Annotated in this window: 6 protein-coding genes; 3 read left to right on the top strand and 3 right to left on the bottom strand. The window is 74.6% G+C overall.

Annotated elements, in window-relative coordinates; translation table 11 throughout:
• Window positions 1–86 precede the first annotated feature (86 nt).
• Window positions 87–1,469: an MFS transporter gene (locus ACEPPI_RS18885; protein WP_373916387.1), complete on the bottom strand. Its 1,383-nt coding sequence runs from the start codon at window positions 1,467–1,469 to the stop codon at window positions 87–89.
• A gap of 315 nt (window positions 1,470–1,784) precedes the next feature.
• Between ACEPPI_RS18885 and ACEPPI_RS18880 the strand changes: the two genes are divergently transcribed.
• Both ACEPPI_RS18880 and ACEPPI_RS18875 read left to right on the top strand, forming a co-directional pair.
• Complete coding sequence (locus ACEPPI_RS18880; RefSeq protein WP_373916386.1) at window positions 1,785–2,702, top strand: DUF3027 domain-containing protein; 918 nt, start codon at window positions 1,785–1,787, stop codon at window positions 2,700–2,702.
• Between the two features lie 38 nt (window positions 2,703–2,740).
• Complete coding sequence (locus ACEPPI_RS18875; RefSeq protein ID WP_030239242.1) at window positions 2,741–2,968, top strand: hypothetical protein; 228 nt, start codon at window positions 2,741–2,743, stop codon at window positions 2,966–2,968.
• Here ACEPPI_RS18875 and ACEPPI_RS18870 read toward each other — a convergent pair.
• The gene (locus ACEPPI_RS18870) at window positions 2,953–3,480 is read right to left on the bottom strand and encodes a MepB family protein (RefSeq protein WP_373916385.1); all 528 of its coding nucleotides are present in this window, start codon (window positions 3,478–3,480) and stop codon (window positions 2,953–2,955) included. The genes ACEPPI_RS18875 and ACEPPI_RS18870 overlap by 16 nt on opposite strands.
• Before the next feature lie 158 nt (window positions 3,481–3,638).
• On the opposite strand from ACEPPI_RS18870, the gene ACEPPI_RS18865 reads away from it, so the two are divergent.
• Window positions 3,639–5,144, top strand: coding sequence for an SPFH domain-containing protein (locus ACEPPI_RS18865; protein ID WP_373916384.1), 1,506 nt, complete (start codon window positions 3,639–3,641; stop codon window positions 5,142–5,144).
• 255 nt (window positions 5,145–5,399) lie between these two features.
• Here the strand turns inward: ACEPPI_RS18865 and ACEPPI_RS18860 are convergent, their stop codons facing one another.
• Window positions 5,400–6,368, bottom strand: coding sequence for a helix-turn-helix domain-containing protein (locus tag ACEPPI_RS18860; protein ID WP_373916383.1), 969 nt, complete (start codon window positions 6,366–6,368; stop codon window positions 5,400–5,402).
• Window positions 6,369–6,421 lie beyond the last annotated feature (53 nt).

Here is a 6,421-nt window from a genome sequence, read left to right as displayed (position 1 = left end):
TCCCGGCCCTCCCGCGGCGCCGCCCCGGACCCCGCGCCCGGCCGCCGGCGGGCCGACCGCGCCCCGGTCCGGGCCGCACGGGACCGTCAGGCCACGCGGGGGCGGGCGGAGCCCGGACGGTGGGGGCGTGGGGTCGCCAGGAGGCCGCGGAGCGCCATGACCGTGCCGGCGGCCACCATCGTCGCGGCGACCGCCATCCCCAGCACCCCGTTCAGCGGCAGCACGATCCCGATCCCGCCGCCCAGCACCCACGCCACCTGCAACGCCGTCTCCGACCGCGCGAACGCCGACGTCCGCACCTCCTCCGGCACGTCCCGCTGGATCATCGCGTCCAGCGACAGCTTCGCCAGCGCCTGGCAGAACCCCGCCGTCCCGGCGAGCACCGCCATGAGCAGCCCGCTGAACAGCACCGCCGCCAGCACCGCCACCGTGAGCGTCACCGACAGCACCGCCGCGATGATGGCCTCCGGGGCCCGGGCCCGCAGCCACGCGCCCACGGCCGTCCCGGCCGCGTTGCCCACTCCCGCCGACACGCCGACGATCCCGAGCGATACCGCCGCGCTCTGCCCCGCCAGGGGGTGCTCGCGCAGCAGGAACGCCAGGAAGAAGATCAAGAACCCGGACAGGGCGCGCATCGCCGCGTTCGCCAGCAGCCCGCACAGCACCGGCCGGCTGACCGTCCGCAGCCCCGGACGCTTCGAGTGCGCCTCGTGGGTGGACAGCCGCGCCCGCCGCTCACCCTTCGCCTCGTCCACCTTGTGCGGCAGTTGGAACGCCGCGAACGTCCCCCACACGAAGATCGCGCAGGCCCCGTACAGCGGCCACGGCGGCCCGATCGCGTGCAGCCCGGCCGCCACCGGCGCGGCGGCGCCCGTCGCGAGCAGGCCGGCGAGAGTGACCCGGGAGTTCGCCTTGACGAGTGAGAACGTCGGCGGCAGCAGCCGCGGCACCACGGCGCTGCGCACGACCCCGTACGCCTTCGACGCGACGAGCACCCCCAGCGCCGCCGGGTACAGCTCCAGGCCGCCCGTGGCCACCGCGCCGGACATCATCACCGCCAGCAGGGCCCGCGCCAGCATCGCGCACGCCATCGCCGCCCGCCGCCCGTGCGGCAGCCGGTCCAGCAGCGGCCCGATCACGGGGGCCAGCAGGGTGAACGGGGCCATGGTGATGGCCAGGTACAGGGCCACCCGGCCGCGCGCCTCGTCCGTGGGAACGGAGAAGAACACCGTGGAGGCCAGCGCAACGGTGATCATCACATCGCCGGCGCCGTTGATGGCGTGCAGCTCGATCAGCCGGCCGAGGCCCGATTCACCCGCCCCGTGGGCGTGCGTGGCGCGCCGGATCCCCCGCGCCGTACCGGTGATGGGGAGGTGCAGGGCACGCCCGACGGCCCGGCCGGCCCGTCTGGCCGGTCCCGAGCCGTCGACGGACGACCGTACGGGTGCCACGTGGCCATAGTGCCCCACTCGGCCCTCCCGGAGCCGTCCCGGCGCGTCGCGGGCCACCGGGATGTCCGCGAATCGGACCTCGCATGTGGGCCGAAGGCTTCGGAGGAGGTAGCGTGCGTAGCGCGCCACCGGCGGTTGCTCTTGGCCGCGCGCCTCTTCGCGATCCCGCAGAATGGATCGCAGTGGGGTGCGCCCGAGGCCGATCGGGCGCGGACGTCGACGCGGCCCTCTGGTCCGCTCCGCCCGCGCTACGTACGGACGAGACCGACGGGTCGTTGTGGACGACAGTACGGACGGCGCACTCGTGAGACGGCGTAGGAGAGAACGAGACCTGTGAGTGCTGCGACGACGACGCGAAGCCGTACCCCGCGTACCCCTGACCGCCTGTGCGTCGAGGCGGTAGAACTCGCCCGCGCGGCGGCCGAGGAGGCCGCCTTCCCCGGCGTGGTGGGCGAGCACGTCTCCGCCTTCGCGGAGGGCGAGCGGGTCGTCACGCACTTCTTCGAGTGCGAGGAACCGGGCTACCGCGGCTGGCGCTGGGCCGTCACCGTGACCCGCGCCTCCCGCGCGAAGAACGTCACCCTCAACGAAACGGTGCTGCTGCCCGGCGAGGACGCCCTGCAGGCACCCGAGTGGGTGCCGTGGAGCGAGCGGCTGCGTCCGGGGGACATGGGCCCCGGCGACCTGCTCCCGACGGACGCGGACGACCTGCGGCTGGAGCCGGGCTACTCGGGCGAGGACGTCCCGCCGCCGAACGCGGTGGTCTCCACCGAGATGGCCGAACTGGTCGAGGCCGAGGACGCCGACGTCACCGACCGGGTGGTCGTCCCCGCGCGCGGCTCCATCACGGCCGTCGCCGAGGAACTGGGCATGCGGCGGGCGCGGGTGCTCTCGCGGTACGGGCTGCACAGCGCGGCCGACCGCTGGGACGAGTCCTTCGGCGCGAAGACCCCGATGGCGCAGGCGGCGCCCGCGTCGTGCGTCTCCTGCGGCTTCCTCGTCGCGATCGGCGGCTCGCTGGGCCAGGCCTTCGGGATCTGCGCGAACGAGTTCGGGCCGGCCGACGGCCGGCTGGTGTCCCTCTCCTACGGGTGCGGGGGCCATTCGGAGGCAGCCGTCATGCCGAAGCCGCTCCGGCCGGCGCCGCCGGTGCTCGACTCGATGGCGACGGACGAGTTCCCGCTGCGGCCCGCCGGCATCGGCTCGGTGCCGGAGGCGGACCTCCCGTCCGCCGACCTCGGCCACTCCTGACCCGTCCCCCGGACCCGTTCCCCGCGTACCCTCGGGGAATGGGGGAGACGGACGCTGACATGGTGGGGATGACCGGCCGGGTGACGGGGACCGTCGGGCCGGGCCTGGTCGGGGAGGTCATCGTGCGGATCCGGGGCGGGGCCGAGCACTTCCTCGCCCATCCGGCCCCGGGCGAGGGCCTGCTGACGGTCGGAACCCTCGTGACGGTCGTCGAGCACCTGCCGCCGCGCACGGTGTACGTGATGGCCGCCTATCCGGCCGGCTGAGCGCGGTACAGCTCCCGCGCGCGGGCGGTGTCGACGGGGCCGTCCAGCGACAGGAAGTGCTCCAGCTGCCAGGCCTGCGTACGCTCCGCCTGCCGGCTGGTGGTGGTCACCCACGGCGGATAGACCCGGAAGGCCCGCTTGCCCCCGGCGCCGTCCACCGAGACGATGCCCCGGCGGCGGAGCACGCCGACGGGCAGGACGAACTGGCCGAAGCCGTCACCGTCCCGGCTGCTGACCACGAAGAGGTCGACCGGGTCCGACACGTCGAAGGGCGCGATGGGTCCTCCGCCCGGGGACCTCTTCCACACGGTGACGAACTGGCCCGCCTTGGTGGGCGTCGTCCTGGCCGACCGGAAGCGGACGGCGAGGCCGTCCAGGGTGAACGCGCACGCGTCGTACGCGGCGCTCTCGGCCTCGGGGACCGGCGGCGAGCAGTCGAACCCGCAGGGACCGTAGAGGCGCTCCCGCGCCGCGAGCAGGTCTGAGGGGGGCCAGGAAGGATGCGCGGTCATCCGCCCACCCTGTCATGTCCACCGGCCGGCCGGGTCCGCGCCGTCCGTGCGTATCAAGATGGCGACAAGAATGATCCCGCCACTTCTCCGGCAGTCCGGCCGGGCGCAGACTCGCCCTCGTCGGTGTCGAACGGCACCGCGATAAGGGGGCGTTGCCGATGGCTATCGGCGTCGTGGCGGGAATCGTGCTCGCCGCAATCATTGCCTTGATCGGCCTGTTCAAGCTCATGTGGCGGGTGGCCGAACCGAACGAGGCACTCGTCATCTCCGGCTCCACGCACAAGACCGAGGGCATCGGCGAGGGCATGGGGTTCCGGATCGTCACCGGGCGCGGAACGCTGGTGCTGCCCGGGGTGCAGGCGGTCCGCAAGCTCTCGCTGGATCTGAACGAGACCCAGCTGAACGTGGACTGCGTCACCCACCAGGGCATCCCGCTGCGGGTGAAGGGCGTCGTGATCTTCAAGATCGGCGACGACATGGTGTCCATCGCCAACGCCGCGCGCCGCTTCCTGGACCAGCAGAAGATGATGCCCGAGCGGGTGCACATCGTCTTCGCGGGCCATCTGCGGTCCATCGTCGGCGGTCTGACGGTCGAGGACATGATCCGTGACCGGGAGAAGCTGACCGGGCAGACGCGGGCGGCCTGCGGGACCGAGATGGAGAAGCTGGGTCTGATCGTGGACTCGCTGCAGATCCACGAGATCGAGGACCCGACCGGCTACATCAAGAACCTGGCGATGCCGCACGCGGCCGCCGTGCAGCGGGACGCGCGCATCGCGCAGGCCGAGGCGAACCGGCTGGCGACCGAGGCCGAGCAGACGGCCTTCGCGCGGATGGCGGAGGCCACCCGCGACAGCGAGATCCTCCAGGCCGGCTACCAGGCCGAGCGGGACAAGGCGGCGGCCACGGCCCGCCAGGCGGGCCCGCTGTCGGAGGCCGCGGCCAAGCAGGAGGTCGTCGTCCAGGAGACCCGGGTCGCGGAGCTGGAGGCGCACCGGCGCGAGCAGCAGCTCCAGGCCGACGTGCGCAAGCCCGCGGACGCGGCGGCGTACCAGACGAGGACCCTCGCCGAGGCGGAGCGCGACGCCCGCATCTCGGCGGCGCAGGCCAAGGCGAAGGAGACGGAGCTGGCGGCGGCCGCCGAGGCGACCCGGGTGCGGACGGCCGCGTCCGCCGAGGCCCAGGCCACCGAGGCGCGGGGGCTCGCGGCGGCGACGGCGACGCGGGCGAGCGGTGAGGCGGAGGCGGCGGCCACCCAGGCCAAGGGCCTCGCGGCGGCGGAGTCGGCGCGGGCCAACGGTCTGGCGGCGGCGGAGGCGGCCAAGGCGAAGGGTCTCGCCGAGGCCGAGGCGATCAAGGCGCGGGCCGCCGCGCTGGCGGAGAACCAGGAGGCGGTGGTAGCGCAGCAGCTCGCCGAGAACTGGCCGGCGATCGTCGAGGCGGGCGCGGGAGCGTTCGGGAACGTCGAGCACATGGTGCTGCTCAACGGGGCCGAGGGGATGTCCGAGATGTTCGCGAAGGCCCTCACGATGGGCGGCGCGGGCCTGGGCATGGCCCGGCAGATGCTGGCCTCGATGGCCCAGCCGTCGCCGGAAGCCCCTGCCGTCACCCCCGTGAACGGCAAGGGCCCGCACCAGCAGATCCCGATCGACGACCGGGCCTGAGCCCGGCCCGGCCCCGGGCCGCGATGCCCGGGGCCCGTGGGGCCCGGCGGGCGGCCCCTGCCGGGTTGCCCCGGCGGCGGCCGGAAAACGAGCTTAGGGCGCGTTCGGGCACCGGCCCGTGCGCTGCGCGCAAGGATCGTTGACCTTGCGTGCAACACCCCTGCCGGGGGGCGCCAGGGGGCCCGCAGCGGGACCCGCCGGCCCGCCACGGACCCCTCGGCTCTCCTTTGGCAGCGGCAGCGGCAGCGGTAGCGGCTACCGCAGCCGTGCGGCCCGGCCCGTCCGGCGGAGTTCCGACGGGCTGGTCCCGTAGGCCTGGCGGAACGCGCGGCTGAAGACGGCCGCGCTGGTGAACCCCCAGCGGGCGGCGATCGCGTGGACGGGCCGCCCGGCCAGTGCGGGCCGCAGCAGGTCGGCGCGGCAGCCCGCCAGCCGGCGGCGCCGGATGGAGGCCGCGACCCCCTCCGGCCGCCCCTGGAACAGCAGGTGCAGTCGGCGCAGCGAGATGTGGTGGCGGGCGGCGACCATCCCGGGGGTGAGCTCCGGGTCGCCGAGGTTGTGCTCGATGAAGGCGTCGATCTGCCGCAGCAGCACCTCCTCGCGGGCCTCGGCGGGGAGGTCGTCGTACACGTCGAGGCGTTCGGCGAGGCAGGCCGCCGCGAGTCCCAGGGCGGCGGTGCCCAGGTGGGACAGCTCCCGTTCCCCGCAGCCTTCCGCATGGGCGTCGACCGAGCCGAGGAACTGGGCCAGGACCGCGCCCGTGCCCCGGCCTGCCGGGATCCGCTGGGCGAGCAGCCGGTCCACCCGGTCGGGGCGCAGCGGCAGCGCGGTGCGGGGGATCTGCAGGACGACGGCGCGGACCAGGACGTCGTCCTCGCCGGGGGTGCCCGCCTCGTAGGGGTGGGAGGTGTCCCACAGCACCAGGTCGCCGTTGACCGGCCCCGAGCCGGCCCGGTGCTGGGTGATCCACACGGGGCCGCCGGTGACCAGGGCCAGCTGGTACTGCTCGGGGTCGCCCTGGCGGATGTGGCCCGGGGTGCGGCGCGAGCGCAGCGGGGCGTAGTCGAAGGTGGAGACCTGGACTGGGCCCAGGTCCAGCACGGCGGCGTCGGCGCGGAAACCGCCGGGGTCCTCGCAGCGGATCGCGGTCGGCGCGGGGGAGCGCGCCACGACGTCCGTGAACCAGTCGAACCTGTCCGGCGGTGCCACGGCGGTCGAGGACATCGCCGCTCTCATTTCCGGTACCCCTCCCACCACGCCACGGCGGCCATGGACAT

The sequence above is a fragment of the Streptomyces sp. AB3(2024) genome (assembly GCF_041862025.1).
In the GTDB taxonomy this organism is placed as follows: Bacteria; Actinomycetota; Actinomycetes; order Streptomycetales; family Streptomycetaceae; genus Streptomyces.
Note: the sequence above shows the minus strand (reverse complement) of the source record. Positions and strands in the feature narration are given on the sequence as shown.